This is a genomic window from Glutamicibacter sp. (assembly GCF_050701915.1).
In the GTDB taxonomy this organism is placed as follows: Bacteria; Actinomycetota; Actinomycetes; order Actinomycetales; family Micrococcaceae; genus Glutamicibacter.
On sequence record NZ_JBOGEG010000002.1, the window covers coordinates 193,925 to 206,777 of the forward strand.

Consider the following 12,853-nt stretch of genomic DNA (forward strand, 5'->3'; position numbering starts at 1 on the left):
ACCTGGCCGAACGCAACGAAAGCGAGCCGACTATGAGCTCCGTACTGCCAGCCACGAGCCGTGCCCGGCGCACCCGCCGACGGGGCACGGATTCCCAGACATTTCTGTCCTCCCTGCCATGGATCGGACCGGCGCTCTTGCTGATCTTGGCCATCGTGGTGTTCCCCGCCGGCTACATGATCTACAACTCGACCAGGAAGATCTCTTCGGTGGGTACCGATCTTGAATCGGCAGGCCTGGAGAACTTCGTGACCATCTTCCAAGACCCGGTCTTGCCTCGTGTTTTGCTCAACACCGTTCTCTGGGTGGTGTCGGTGGTGGTCGTTACCGTGCTGCTGTCACTGGCACTGGCCCAGTTCTTGAACAAACCCTTCCCTGGGCGCACCATCGTCCGCATGGCGGTTATCGTCCCATGGGCCGCCTCAGTGGTCATGACCACCACAGTTTTCTACTACGGGCTGGATCCTAACTACGGCATCTTCAACCACTTCTTTGTTCAACTCGGCTTGATGGATGAAGGCTACGGATGGACCAAGAACGCCGTTCCCGCCATTGCCGTTTCGGTAGTCGTGGCCATCTTCGTCTCCATCCCTTTTACGACCTACACCCTGCTGGCCGGGTTGCAAGCAATCCCGCAAGAAACTCTGGAAGCAGCCCGCGTAGATGGAGCCGGCAAATGGAAAACCTACCTGCTGGTGATCATTCCCCAGCTGCGATCCGCGCTGGCCGTCTCGGTGCTGATCAACATCATCAACGTCTTCAATAACCTGCCGATTTTGAAAGTGATGACCGGATCCATCCCGGGCAACAGCGCAGACACGCTGATGACCTACATCTTCAAGGTGCTGCAATTCGACCGCCGGCTGGATTTGTCCTCGGCACTTTCGGTTGTGAACTTCGCAATCGTGCTGGTGATTGTGGCGATCTACGTGAAAACCGTCAAACCCATGCAGGAGATTTAGCCGTGGCATTTTTGGTAACCGAAGATCGAGCCGCGAAGAAGACTGTCATCGGCCGGATGGTTGTCGGCTTCGCGGTAGTCATTATCTTCCTCATTCCCTACGGCACGATGCTGATCGGGTCGCTGAAAACCCAATCCGAAATCCTGGCCATCCCGCCCAAATACCTGCCGCAGGATGGTGCACAGTTTTCCAACTACATCACCATGTGGGACACCCCGGAAACTCCGGTGCCCTACAACTTGATCTCCACCATAGTGATCGCGGTTTTCGCCACCTTGCTGGTGCTGCTGGTCGCGACCCCGGCCGCCTACTACACCGCCCGATTCAAGTTCCCGGGCAAGATGGTGTTCATGTTTTTGGTGATTGTCACGCAGATGCTGCAGCCTGCCGTGCTCACCGCAGGTTTGTTCAAGCAGATGCTGGCTTGGAATCTCAACGACACTTGGTTGGCAATGATCCTGATCAACGCCGCCTTCAACCTCGCTTTCGCGGTGTGGATTATGCACTCTTTCTTCGCAGGGGTGCCGCGCAGCATCGATGAAGCCGCGCAGATTGACGGGGCCGGAAAGCTGCGGGTGCTGTTCACCATCAACCTTCCACTGGTTTGGCCGGGTATCGTCACGGCGGTGATCTTCACCTTTGTTTCCTGCTGGAATGAATTCGCTGCCTCGCTGGTGATCCTCTCCACCGCTGAGAACCAGCCGTTGAGCGTCGCGTTGACCAAGTTCGTTGGCCAGTACTCCACTGCGTGGCAATACGTTTTCGGCGTATCCATTGTGGCCATCGTTCCGGTGATCGTGCTCTTCGCATTGATCGAGAAGCGACTGATCGGCGGCCTGGCTGCCGGTGCGGTGAAATAGCTGTGGGCACGGCGTTGCCGGCGCTGGAAATCGTGGCCACGTCGGGTGCATGCGCCCAACGAGCAACACGGGCCGGAGCCGATCGGCTCGAGGCCTGCCAAGCGCTGGAACTGGGCGGACTCACACCGAGCCCGGAAGCGCTCGAGCAGATCCTTGAACATCGGCCTCGACGAGGTGTGCACGCACTGCTGCGTAGCCGTCCGGGAAACTTCCACTACACCACCGAGGAAGCTGCGGTCATGGAAAGGCAAGCTGCACGCCTTGCCGCGGCGGGAGCCGACGGGATAGTGCTCGGGGCGCTGGATCCACGCGGGGTACTGGACTTGGCTATGATGCGGCACTGGGCCGACGCCGCCCTGGCAGAGAACCAGAGGCTGGAAATCACGGTGCACCGGGCCATCGATGCCAGCCAAGACCCAATCGGGGAACTTGCCAGGCTTCTGGATTTCCCGGCGCACCGAGTGCTCAGCAGCGGCGGGAAACGAACAGTCGGCCAGGGCATGGCCACGATCGAGGCCATGGTTCAAGCCGCCGGTGGCCAGATCGAGATCATGTGCGGTGGCGGGCTGCAGGCAACAGATATTGAAACCGTGCACAGCCTGGGGGCGTCAGCCGTTCATTTTTCTGCCAAGACCCGCTATGCCGATACTATCGAAGTATCTGAGCAACAGGTGCGCCAACTGCGCTGCACCCTTGATGAGCTGGACAATTAAGGAGCGCGCACGATGAAACGCGAGGAACGGCAGAACCAGATCCTCGATCTGCTGGCCAGCCGTGGCCAGATCGATGTAGATGAGGTCGTCAAGCAACTGGGTACCAGCCCGGCCACGGCACGCCGAGACCTGGATGCCTTGGCCGCCGCGTCACTGCTCACCCGCACTCACGGAGGCGCGGTCTCCAACTCGGTGGCTTACGACCTGCCTTCCCGCTACCAGCGCGATAGCAACGACCGCGCGAAGGCGCAGATCGCCAAGCTGGCCGCCGACATGGTCTCGCAGAATATGGTCATAGGCCTATCCGGCGGAACTACCACCAAGGCGATCGCCAGCGAGTTGAGCCTGCGCCAGGACCTGGTAGGTGAACCCGGCCGGGTCACGTTGACCGTGGTCACCAACGCCGTGAACATTGCCTCGATGCTGGCCGTCCGCCCGCATATCCGCGTAATGGTTACTGGCGGCGTGCTCAACGACCGATCCTACGAGCTGGTTGGTCCAATGGCGCAGTCCTCACTGGCAAAGATCACCATTGACTTGGCTTTTGTCGGAATCAACGGGTTAGACCCCGAAGTCGGTCCGATGGTCAGCGATGAAATGGAAGCGGCAGTCAATGAGCAAATGATCAGGCAGTCGAGCAGCAGCTACCTGGTGGCCGATTCATCGAAGATCGGCAGGCGCTCATTTGTCATCTTGGATCGTGAGAACTTGACCGGCATCATCACGGACAGCGAGGCCACAAGCGAGCAACTGGGAGCCTTGGCCAAGGCCGGCATGCGTGCAGCCATGGATGTGGCGACATACCAGCCCGAGGAAAAATCCTAGCTGCATTGAGACCGCCCACCGAGCCGCTGGTCTGGTCGGCGTTTCTGCTTACGGAACCAGCGGATGCCAAGCGCTATCGTCTCCGATGATCTGCGGAGGTCGCTTCTTAGCAGCGCGCGCGACGAACCGGGCCAGCCACAGGTCAAAGCGAGGATCCCAGGCTTTCAAGCAATGCTCGGCTTCGGGCGAGGAAGTGCTGTTCAAGGTTTCTATTGGGAGCCACCGAGTTGAATACCCCGGCGAGCATCACCGCGGCATCTAATCTCAGCACAGTCCACGCTGCCGAGGTGTCGTCGAATCTGCCGCCATTTCCGGTGTATGCAGTACGCAGCCGCTCATTGTCCAATCCGTTTTCGGCAATGGCAGCGTATTCCTCAATACGTGCCAGCTCCATCTCCGGGGCAGCGCAGAGGGCGTTACTCCAATCGAATATGGCCAGAGGCATTCCAGCCCGTACACGAACGTTTTGCCTACGGATATCCAGATGCAACAGGCTGCGCCGGTGCAAGGATCTTTCTAGAAGAGCGCGCAGCACGCAGGCCGATGGCAAGGCTGGCATCGAATGCTGGTGGGCAAGCCTTGCGTAGCGGTCAGCGATGCGCTGGGCAACCGTCGCATAGATTGTGCCGGCCTGGCTGTCTTTCTCGTCGAAAGCGAGCGGCGGAAGTTCGTGCAAAGAAGCCAGCCAGGAGCCCAATGCGTGAGCGTCCACGGGCGAGCCGTCATCTTCGATGACTTCGGTGATCAATACCGGGTACCCATCTTGATTTACGAGATCAATTGCCCGTGCGCTGGGCAACCCATGTTTTTGAGCCCAGACGCTGCAATTCAATTCCTTGAGCTGAAGGCTGCTGGCCGAAATCTGCGGATTGTTGCTGGTGTTGTAGACCGGCATTCGAGGGATGCGGTAGCCCTCGCTTTGGGTCCCGCGCAGCGAGCTGTAAAAAAGGAATTCGGTGCCTTCACCGGTTAGCGCTAGCTCGCTTGCGCCGCGGCGGGCGGCCAGCCTGGCAGCGACCTGATGGGGCTGGACAATTTGCTTCCTAGCCATTGATTGATTGCGCAGCGGTGAGGATGCGCGGACCAATCTTGCGCATGAGCTTGCCCATCTTCGGGTTGTCGGTGCGTGAGAGCGTATCCGATAGCCGTTCAAGACTCATTAGGCCCAACCAGATTTTGGCTCGGTGTGCTTCCTCAGCGCTTGGAGCGATCAAATCCACCATCTCCAAACCGTGCCACAGGCTCAGGTAAGCGGTGTTCAAAGCCGGGTCCCACGCAGCGGCGAGGTCCCAATCCAAGATGCCAACCAGTTTCTCGCCGATCCAGTGCATGTTGTGGCCGGCCAAGTCGCCATGAACCAAGCCCGCAGGAACCTGCGCCAGGATATCGAGCTGGGCCCAGAGCTGAGTAGCAGGCCCTCGCAGTTCCTCGGGCAGCGCATCGAAGCAATGCCGCTGCCGGGCTTGGGTCCATTCGCCACGGAATGAAAACGGCTTGGCCAGATGATTGCTGATCGGTTCCAGCGGAACTTCGGCCAAATCCTTGACGAGCTGTCCTAGCACCTTCGGATCCCCGTAATGCGGTTCATGCGCGCTGCCAGGGATAAAAGACATGGCCACGGAGCTGAGCCCGTCGACATGCAGGATCTCGGAAGCCGCCACCGGGATCCGGTAGTTGAGCCGACCTTCCAGCAAAGACAGCAGCTTGACGGAACGCGGCATCTGTTCCGTGGCCGCTGGCGTGCGCGCCATGCGAATCACCGCCTGCGGATTGCCAATCACCACCTTGTGGAATTGGCCGCCTTCGTTCACCGCCGCGTCTTCCCACGAAAGATCGGGACAGAGCCGACGGGCAATCTGCAGTTCTCCAATGGTGGCAGGACGGCTCACTCGCACTCTTCTCGTTCAGCTCGCTGGTGGTCTCAACCTCAGGCTATCGCAGGTTCGCCACGTGGCTGCTCAGTACGCGCACAGCCAGATCAGCCTATGATCGGAAACGTGAACGCTGAACAAATTGAGCAGTCGGCAACCCGCAAGACCCTCAGGCTCGAGATCGTCTTGGTTCTTGCCCTGTCTTTGGGGCAAAGCGCGGTCTACTCGCTGCTGAGCTTTGCCGATAAAGTCACCCGGGCACCGCTGCGCGAGCAGACTACATCGCTGAATAACCCGCTGAGCACCCGCGAATTCTTTGATTTCTCCTACCAGCTGCTGGACATCTTCTTTGCCTTGGTGCCCGTCGTGCTGGCGCTCTATCTGATGAAGCGCACGACCGGACGAACCATCCGGGACATCGGCTTCGACATGCGCAATCCGGGCAAGGACGCATTGCTCGGGGCGGGGATGTTCCTGGCCATGGGCCTGGGGACGCTGGGCGTCTATGCCGCCGGACGGGCACTGGGTGTCACCACAGCACTGTCAGCAGCGAATCTGGGCGATTATTGGTGGAGCGTCCCCGTGCTGCTGCTGTCGGCTGTGCGCCATGCAGTGCTCGAAGAAGTGCTGATGCTTGGATTCCTGTTCACCTATGCCAGGAAACTGCAGTTGGGCCTGTGGAGCACCATTATTGGTTCCGCCATGATCCGAGGCAGCTACCACCTCTACCAGGGCGTGGGGCCGATGATCGGCAATATGCTCATGGGCATCGTCTTCGGCTGGGTGTACCAGAAATACGGGCGGGTGATGCCGCTGGTCATCGCGCACTTCCTGCTCGACGCCATCGGCTTCGTCGGATACGCCCTGGTCGGGCCCGCCATCGGAATCGGCCAGTAACGCCGATAGGCTGAGCCAATGCAGATTACCGTGCTGAGCGAGAAGTACCTCCGCCAAGCAGTTGAATTGTGGGAAGCCACTGGGCTGACCCGTCCGTGGAACGATGCGCTCGCCGACGCCCGTCGGGCTTTGGCCGAGCCTACTTCTACGGTGCTGGCCATCGTTGAGAACGATCGGCTCGTGGCTACTGCGATGGCTGGCCATGACGGGCACCGGGGCTGGCTCTACTATGTTGCGGTGGATCCATGCAGGCAGGGCAGCGGTCTGGGAAGGGCCCTGGTGGAGGCTGCGGTCATGTGGCTGCGGGATCGTGGCGTGCCCAAGGTGCAGCTCATGGTCCGCGGGGAAAACTCTGCCGTCATCGACTTCTATGAACGCCTGGGTTTCGAAGACCAGCAGGTCGTGGTCCTGGGAAAACGCTTGGACCGGTCTTAACGAAAAGAAAGTAGGTGGGGACGCCATTGTCCCCGCCTACTTGCATTCGCTCCAGAACGTCCTACAGCACCACGGTGCCGGACTCGGTTTCAAAGGTTACCGACATGATGCCCGGAGTGCCATTCGGCGCTTCATATTGCATGGTGACAGCGCCCAAATTGACGTTCTGCGGTTGGCCCAGCCAATCCAGCACCCGTTCACGCGAGCCGGCGATGGCGATCTGGCTGATGGCGCCGGCAGGTTCCAGCGCCTTGGAAGGATGCAGCTCCTCGGATCCTTCATCCCAGGAAATCAGGTACGGGCACTGTGGATCGGCGATCAGGCCCTTGATGCCAATTTGCTGCCAGGTCAGTTCGCGGCCATCAGGGAACTTTCGGTTGCCCGGCACTGACTTGCGGCCCAAGCGATCTTCGGCACTGGACAGATCCTCCACCGAGACGCACCAGCCCATCCAGCCGCCACCGAGCTCCGAACGGGCGCGAACTGCCTGCCCGAAGGGCGCCTTGTCGCTGGCCGGGTGGTTCAGGACTTCAACCACCTCAAGGTACTGGCCGTGCTTGAGCGGGAAGATGACATTGCGTGTTCCGAATCGTGGATGCACGCCTCCCTTGACGAATTCCAGTCCCAAGGACTCGGAGATTCTTTCAGCGGTTGGCAACAGCCCGTCCGGGCCGCATGCATAACTTACGTGATCTAGCCTCATCATGTGCCCATCATGGCAACATGTGATGCGAGTCTCTACTTAGGGTTGCCTAAGTGGACGGATGCTATCGAATACTCTGCGATGAACCTGCAGTATTCGCGAAATATGACCGATTGAGTCCACTGTCCGGCCCTGGCGTTGCAAAGATCTTCGGTTTTCGGGCAAACTGGTAGCAGGTCATGAGTCCCAGTAACAAGCCCCGGCTTACTGGGCGGCAACCCTCCAACCGCGGTGGGGTGCCCCGGGTGAAGACCTGGCCCTTGAATGCACAAGGCATCAAGGACAAGCGCGGGTTACCCCCTGGAAGTCGTCACGATACGGTGCTTCCTGTCGGTGTCTTTTCAGCGGCGTACCCCCATAGTCATGAAACGCTATTTGGAGGAAACCATGAGCAACAACTGGTCATTTGAAACCCGTCAGATCCACTCCGGCCAGACCCCGGATCCGACTACCGGAGCACGTGCTCTCCCGATTTTCCAAACCACTTCCTTCGTCTTCCCAAGCGCCCAGAGCGCTGCTGCACGTTTCGCGCTGCAGGAACTGGAACCGATCTACACCCGTATCGGCAACCCCACCACCGACGCGGTGGAAACCCGCATCGCTGACCTGGAAGGCGGCGTAGGCGCACTGCTGCTCTCTTCGGGACAGGCTGCCACCACCCTGGCCATCCTGAACTTGGCGGAAGCCGGCGACCACCTGGTTGCCAGCCCGAGCCTGTATGGCGGAACCCAGAACCTGCTCAAGCACACGCTGAAGCGCCTGGGCATTGAGGTCAGCTTCGTCTCCGACCCGGATAACCTGGACGATTGGCGTGCCGCGGTTCGCCCGAACACCAAGGCCTTCTTCGGCGAAAGCATCTCCAACCCGCGACAGGATGTCCTGAATATCGAGGGCATTTCGGAGATCGCCCACGAAGCCGGTGTGCCGCTGCTGGTGGACAACACCCTGGCCACGCCGTACCTGATCCGCCCAATCGAGTGGGGCGCGGATATCGTGATCCACTCGGCCACCAAGTTCCTTGGCGGCCACGGCAATGCCATTGCCGGTGTCATCGTGGACTCGGGCAACTTCGACTTCGCCCAGGACGCCGCACGCTTCCCGGGCTTCAACACCCCGGACGAGTCCTACAACGGCCTGGTCTTCGCCCGCGACCTGGGTGTCAACGGCATCCTAGGCGCCAATCTTGCCTACATCCTCAAGGCCCGCGTGCAGTTGCTGCGCGATTTGGGTTCCTCGGTTGCGCCATTCAACGCGTTCTTGATCGCGCAGGGTCTGGAAACCTTGTCGCTGCGCATTGAGCGCCACGGTCAGAATGCCGTTGAAGTTGCCAACTGGCTCGAAGCCCGCGAGGAAGTGCAGAAGGTCGCTTACGCAGGCCTGAAGTCTTCGCCTTGGCATGAGCGTGCGCAGAAGTACAGCGATCAGGGCGCTGGCTCGATCATCGCCTTCGAACTGGCCGGCGGCTCGGAAGCCGGCCAGGCCTTCGTGGACGCACTGGTATTGCACTCCAATGTCGCGAACATTGGCGACGTGCGCTCGCTGGTCATCCACCCGGCCTCCACCACCCACGCCCAGCTCTCCGAAGCGGAGCAGGTTGCGGCCGGCGTGAGCCCGGGACTGGTGCGGCTGAGCGTCGGACTGGAGAACATCAAGGACATTCTGGCCGATCTGGAACTGGGCTTCCAAGCTGTTGGTGCCCTTGGGAACAAGGAACTGCAGGAAACCCTCTAGGCATGGCATCCATTGTGACTACCGAAGATACTCTGCGCGCCGAAGAGCTCGCCGGCGGGCAAGACGGCATTTTGCGTCGTAGTTCCGTGGGGGAGCACCGCTTTGAATTTGGCGGATTCCTTCCAGACGTGGTGCTGGCCTATGAAACATGGGGGACGCTGGCAGCTGATGGCTCCAACGCGGTGCTGGTGATGCATGCGCTCACCGGTGACGCCCACGTTGCGCAAGGCGATTCGCAAAGCGCCGGCTGGTGGGAAGAATTTGTTGGCCCCGGCGCCACGGTTGACACCAATGAGTACTTTGTCGTGTCCATCAACATGGTGGGTGGTTGCAATGGATCCACCGGCCCCTCGTCCTTGGACGACCAGGGCCTGCCCTATGGTTCGAGCTTCCCTTTTGTCACCATCAAGGACTCGGTGCGCCTTGAAGCGCGACTGGCCAAGAAATTGGGAATTGATTCTTGGCATGCGGTCATTGGCGGTTCGATGGGCGGCGCTCGCGCGCTGGAATACGCCGTCGAGTTCCCCGACCAGGTCAAGAACCTTGTAGTGATGGCTTCGAGCGCGCAGGCGACTGCCGAGCAAATCGCCTTTGCACAGGTGCAGACCCAATCCATCCGCTTGGATCCGCACTTCTGCAATGGCGATTACTACGCTAACGATGCGCGCCCGGACGCCGGTCTCGGCTTGGCTCGCCGCCTGGCCCACATCACCTATCGTTCCGAAGCCGAGCTTGAGACCCGTTTCTCGCGCAATCCGCAGGATGGCGAGAACCCAACGCGTCAGCTCGACGGGCCGCGCGGGCGGTACCAGGTGGAAAGCTATCTGGATCATCAGGCCAGCAAGTTGGTGAATCGCTTTGATGCCAACAGCTACCTGGTGCTCACCGAGGCGCTGATGAGCCACGACGTGGCTCGCGGCCATGAATCCCTGGAAGCCGCCTTGGCGCGCCTGGCGAAGGTCAACGTGGTGGTTGCCGCGGTAACCACTGACCGCTTGTACTTCCCTGAGCAGTCGGTGAAGCTGGCCTCGTCGCTGGCCAAGCCAAAACCGGTGCACTACATTGATTCGCCGATTGGCCACGATGGATTCCTGACCGACGCCAAGCAGCTCGATGGCGTGCTTCGGACCTTGGTGTTCGGGGACTGAGCCCCGGAACAGGGTTGGCAAGGATTTAAAGCCTGAAGCAGTTCCGCCAGTAATCGGTGGAACTGCTTCAGGCTTTTCTTGCTTACTTGGCGCTGTCGCCGGCGCCGAGCGAGTCGTTTGGCTTGGTATCCGCAAACGGCGTAGCCGAAGGGCGTTTCGGAGTGATGCCGTCGCCGGAGGACTGGTGGCGCAAGCGGCGCAATACCCAGGGTGCAAGATGCTCGCGCGCCCACTGCAGATCCTCCTTGCGGGCTTCTCGCCAGCTGCGTTCATCCACGACCGGAACGATTTCGGTATCCAGCGGATGCGGAACGTTCAGCGAGTCCAGTGCCATGGCGGCAATGCGCTGGTGGCCGACGGGGGAGAAGTGCAGGCGGTCCGGTGCCCACATCTGGGATTGGTGGAGCTCCTGCAAGGCCCACATGTCCGCAACGATGGCGTCATGGCGGGCGGCTACGGTGCGTACGTTTTCGTTGTAGATCGCCACCTTGCCTCGGATGCTTCCCAAAACCGGGGTATCGCGGATATCGGGCCCGGTGAAGAGCAGGAGCGTGGCTCCGGTAGCGGTGAGCTTAGCTACCGCATTGTCGAGGATATCTGCAATCTTGTCTGGATCGCCGCCCGGTCGCAGGACATCGTTGCCGCCGGCGCAGAGCGAGATCAGGTCCGGCTTCAGATCAATGCAGGGATCGAGCTGTTCGGAAACGATCTGGCCAATTAGCCGGCCGCGAATGGCGAGATTGGCGTACGAGAAGTCCGGGACGGTGCGGCTGAGCTCATGGGCCAAGCGGTCGGCCCAGCCAAGGTGCCGTCCGGTGCTCGACGGGTCGGGATCGCCGATGCCCTCGGTGAACGAGTCCCCGATGGCGACATAGCGGCGCCACGGATGCAGTGGGGCATTGGCGGGAGTTGATGGTTCAGAAGCAAAATCGTTTGGCACGAATCTATTGTTACCAAAGGGTAACTTCTAGTCAATCATTCCCGAGGATGATTCTATGAGATGCCGTTCTACTCGCTCAATGCATCCCGGCGCGCCTGCAAGAACTCGTCGCGGGTAATGATTCCGCGCGAGTGCAGGGAATCGAGTTCGGAAAGCTTATCTTCAAGGGATTTTTTCGGCGCCAGCATAGCTGAATTAGCGGCCCTTGCCATCAGATCGGTTTCCAGGGTCAGCGGATCAAAACCGGCGCTCTTGGCTTTGCGGTGGTTGCGCACAACTACGAAGATGATGAATCCGACACCTGCGATAAAGAGTATGGCGAACAGGGGGATGCCGACTGAAAATACCGTGTCGACAGTATCGAAGACCGACGAGGAGCTTCCGAGGTCCGGCTCGATGTATCCGAAACCATCGAGATCCTCTGGGGTAAGCCCAGAAATATCCTCGCTGTATTCAATCTCGCCCATGGCACCTATTCCTTTGTCAGTCGCTGTCTCGTCCGGTGAGAGCCGCGTTTCGAACGGCTGCGAGGCCGTGGGAACAGTCAAGCACGAAATGCCTGAAATGCTAGGCAATTTTTGAAGATTTATTATTTTGTAACATGTCATCAGGTTTTCTAAGGCTTAGAAAACCAAGCACCTAGAATATTTCGGGCAACCGCCATCGGTACTTTCGACGGCATGTATTGGACGTTCCGCTGCGCCCGGGGTTGCAATCGCCATGGCCGGGGAAACGATGGAATCGCACCGCATGACCGCTGATTTAGCGAGCAGCTGTTCGATAGTCTTGGGGAACTATGACTAACCAAGATCAGGCTCCGGTGGCCATCATTTCCCGCAACGACGAATCCCGCCTTGGAACTCCGCTGCTGGTGTTCTTGCACGGCTACGGTTCTAACGAACAAGACCTCATGGGGCTCTCGCAGCATCTGCCCGAAGAATTCACTTACCTCTCGGTGCGTGCACCGCTGCAAGCGGGGCCGGGGTACAGCTGGTTCCCGCTGACCCAAGAAATCGACTACACCATCGAGTCGGTGGCACGCAGCGTGGAAGCGCTATGGGCATTGCTGGAACCGCTGGGCAAGCAGCACTCATCGATCACCCTGCTCGGCTTCTCCCAGGGCATGGCCATGGCCACTTCATTGGCACGCTACCAGCGCGATTCCATTGAAGCCGTCGTCGGGCTCTCCGGCTTTGCCGTGGATCCGGAGCCCCTGGAAATATTTGATGACGCGAAGCTGGCGGATAGGCCGCTGCCGATGTTCTGGGGCCGCGACCTGGCTGACCCCGTGATCACCCGGGAGAAGATCGAATACACCCTGGGCTGGGTCCCGGAACACACCGAATTGACCAGCGAAACCTATCCGCGGATTGGCCACTCGGTGTGCATGGAGGAAATGCAGGACGTTGCCGACTTCCTCAACAGGGTCGTCCTGAAGAAGAACTAGCTACTGCTGAGCGGTGACGCGTACGCATTCACCGTTCACGCACACCACGTCGCCGGGGCGGATCTGCGCCCCGCGCCGGGTGTCGACCTCGCCGTTGACGGTGACGATTCCGTCGGAAATCATTTCCTTGGCGTGGATGCCATCCTCGGCCAGGGAGGCAAGCTTGAGCAACTGGCCCAAGCGAATGGACTCGTCACGGATTTCTAGGTCAAAAGCATCATTGGCACTCATGGCTTCCATTCTTCCCTAAATAAGTGCGCTGCATCGCGAATATCGGCCAAAGGCGTGGAAGTTCACGTCAGCGTTACCTGATTTGGCTTC

General features: G+C 59.7%; 15 protein-coding genes and 1 riboswitch. Of the genes, 9 read left to right on the forward strand and 6 right to left on the reverse strand.

The window, feature by feature from the left end; genetic code table 11:
* The first annotated feature begins 32 nt into the window (after positions 1-32).
* From ACRDT3_RS02970 to ACRDT3_RS02985, 4 genes are read left to right on the forward strand one after another with little or no spacing between them, the layout of a single operon-like run.
* Positions 33-962, forward strand: coding sequence for a carbohydrate ABC transporter permease (locus ACRDT3_RS02970; protein WP_431491539.1), 930 nt, complete (start codon positions 33-35; stop codon positions 960-962).
* Between the two features lie 2 nt (positions 963-964).
* Entirely contained in the window at positions 965-1,822 is an 858-nt protein-coding gene (locus tag ACRDT3_RS02975; RefSeq protein WP_388024032.1) for a carbohydrate ABC transporter permease, read from the forward strand.
* Between the two features lie 2 nt (positions 1,823-1,824).
* The gene (locus tag ACRDT3_RS02980; RefSeq protein ID WP_431491540.1) at positions 1,825-2,535 is read left to right on the forward strand and encodes a copper homeostasis protein CutC; all 711 of its coding nucleotides are present in this window, start codon (positions 1,825-1,827) and stop codon (positions 2,533-2,535) included.
* A gap of 12 nt (positions 2,536-2,547) precedes the next feature.
* Entirely contained in the window at positions 2,548-3,360 is an 813-nt protein-coding gene (locus ACRDT3_RS02985; protein WP_431491541.1) for a DeoR/GlpR family DNA-binding transcription regulator, read from the forward strand.
* Between the two features lie 142 nt (positions 3,361-3,502).
* On the opposite strand, the gene ACRDT3_RS02990 is transcribed toward ACRDT3_RS02985, so the two are convergent.
* On the reverse strand, positions 3,503-4,411 hold the full coding sequence (locus ACRDT3_RS02990) for a hypothetical protein (RefSeq protein ID WP_431491542.1): 909 nt from the start codon (positions 4,409-4,411) through the stop codon (positions 3,503-3,505).
* Positions 4,404-5,249, reverse strand: coding sequence for a phosphotransferase family protein (locus ACRDT3_RS02995; RefSeq protein ID WP_431491543.1), 846 nt, complete (start codon positions 5,247-5,249; stop codon positions 4,404-4,406). Before ACRDT3_RS02995 ends, ACRDT3_RS02990 begins: the two co-directional genes overlap by 8 nt.
* Positions 5,250-5,345: 96 nt before the next feature.
* On the opposite strand from ACRDT3_RS02995, the gene ACRDT3_RS03000 reads away from it, so the two are divergent.
* Positions 5,346-6,128: a CPBP family intramembrane glutamic endopeptidase gene (locus tag ACRDT3_RS03000; protein WP_431491544.1), complete on the forward strand. Its 783-nt coding sequence runs from the start codon at positions 5,346-5,348 to the stop codon at positions 6,126-6,128.
* 18 nt (positions 6,129-6,146) lie between these two features.
* Positions 6,147-6,563 (forward strand): GNAT family acetyltransferase, encoded by a 417-nt coding sequence (locus ACRDT3_RS03005; RefSeq protein ID WP_431491545.1) that lies wholly within the window; start codon positions 6,147-6,149, stop codon positions 6,561-6,563.
* Positions 6,564-6,624: 61 nt separating this feature from the next.
* Here ACRDT3_RS03005 and ACRDT3_RS03010 read toward each other — a convergent pair whose 3' ends face one another.
* On the reverse strand, positions 6,625-7,269 hold the full coding sequence (locus ACRDT3_RS03010) for a VOC family protein (protein ID WP_332498748.1): 645 nt from the start codon (positions 7,267-7,269) through the stop codon (positions 6,625-6,627).
* A gap of 172 nt (positions 7,270-7,441) precedes the next feature.
* Positions 7,442-7,561: riboswitch (SAM riboswitch) on the forward strand.
* A gap of 92 nt (positions 7,562-7,653) precedes the next feature.
* On the opposite strand from ACRDT3_RS03010, the gene ACRDT3_RS03015 reads away from it, so the two are divergent.
* Entirely contained in the window at positions 7,654-8,997 is a 1,344-nt protein-coding gene (locus ACRDT3_RS03015) for a bifunctional o-acetylhomoserine/o-acetylserine sulfhydrylase (protein WP_431491546.1), read from the forward strand.
* A 2-nt stretch (positions 8,998-8,999) separates the two neighbouring features.
* Positions 9,000-10,145, forward strand: coding sequence for a homoserine O-acetyltransferase MetX (gene metX, locus ACRDT3_RS03020; protein ID WP_431491547.1), 1,146 nt, complete (start codon positions 9,000-9,002; stop codon positions 10,143-10,145).
* Positions 10,146-10,227: 82 nt separating this feature from the next.
* Here the strand turns inward: metX and ACRDT3_RS03025 are convergent, their stop codons facing one another.
* Both ACRDT3_RS03025 and ACRDT3_RS03030 read right to left on the reverse strand, forming a co-directional pair.
* Complete coding sequence (locus ACRDT3_RS03025; RefSeq protein WP_431491548.1) at positions 10,228-11,085, reverse strand: SGNH/GDSL hydrolase family protein; 858 nt, start codon at positions 11,083-11,085, stop codon at positions 10,228-10,230.
* A gap of 68 nt (positions 11,086-11,153) precedes the next feature.
* On the reverse strand, positions 11,154-11,552 hold the full coding sequence (locus ACRDT3_RS03030) for an SHOCT domain-containing protein (protein WP_431491549.1): 399 nt from the start codon (positions 11,550-11,552) through the stop codon (positions 11,154-11,156).
* A 329-nt stretch (positions 11,553-11,881) separates the two neighbouring features.
* Here ACRDT3_RS03030 and ACRDT3_RS03035 point away from each other — a divergent pair, with 329 nt between their 5' ends.
* The gene (locus tag ACRDT3_RS03035; RefSeq protein WP_431491550.1) at positions 11,882-12,532 is read left to right on the forward strand and encodes an alpha/beta hydrolase; all 651 of its coding nucleotides are present in this window, start codon (positions 11,882-11,884) and stop codon (positions 12,530-12,532) included.
* On the opposite strand, the gene ACRDT3_RS03040 is transcribed toward ACRDT3_RS03035, so the two are convergent.
* Positions 12,533-12,763: an RNA-binding S4 domain-containing protein gene (locus tag ACRDT3_RS03040; RefSeq protein ID WP_431491551.1), complete on the reverse strand. Its 231-nt coding sequence runs from the start codon at positions 12,761-12,763 to the stop codon at positions 12,533-12,535.
* Between the last annotated feature and the right edge of the window lie 90 nt (positions 12,764-12,853).